The sequence below is a fragment of the Sphingomonas sp. 35-24ZXX genome (assembly GCF_000786215.1).
GTDB lineage: Bacteria > Pseudomonadota > Alphaproteobacteria > Sphingomonadales > Sphingomonadaceae > Blastomonas.
Window position 1 is genome coordinate 1 of the sequence record NZ_JROG01000020.1, and the last position, 591, is coordinate 591.

Here is a 591-nt window from a genome sequence, read left to right on the forward strand (position 1 = left end):
TACCTCCAGCCCGCCATACTTGGCCTTCCAGTTGTAGATCGTCGCTTCAGACACCCCGTGCCGCCGGGCGAGATCAGCGGTCTTCGCGCCCGCTTCTGCCTCCTTCAGCACCCCAATGATCTGCTCTTCTGAAAACCTTGCACGCTTCATCGTCTGTCCTTCCTTCAGGCCAGACTCTAATCGTTCGTGGAGGAAAATCAGGGGGTCACGTCATCAGTGACAAGGTCGAAACCTTCCTCGCGGATCGCGGCCACGACGACGATGCCATCCGCGACAAGATCGAAAAAGGGCAATGTCGAGGCAGTTATTCTTGCCAAGCTCAATTTCCGTTATTCGGCCACGCATGACCGAACCAAAAACAAATGGCGCAACCCCATTGAGCGGCTCTTCAGCAAACTCGAGGACTGGCGACGGGTGGCCACCCGCCAGGACAAAACGCGTGGGTCCTAACCTTGGCTTTGTCGCACTCGCCCCAATCGAGTTGTGCATACCCTTTGCCCACGGAACCTAGCACCTGCCTATCCAGAGCCCGCGTCAATTCCCATGCCCCTCTCGCTAGTGCCGAGCGCCAGATCACCAACACCACCATGA

1 protein-coding gene is annotated in these 591 nt (G+C 57.5%); it reads right to left on the minus strand.

The genetic code is table 11. From position 1 onward, the window contains the following. A partial coding sequence (locus tag LI72_RS18565) for a transposase (protein ID WP_033927469.1) occupies nucleotides 1–150 on the minus strand: 150 nt, incomplete at its 3' end. Between the last annotated feature and the right edge of the window lie 441 nt (nucleotides 151–591).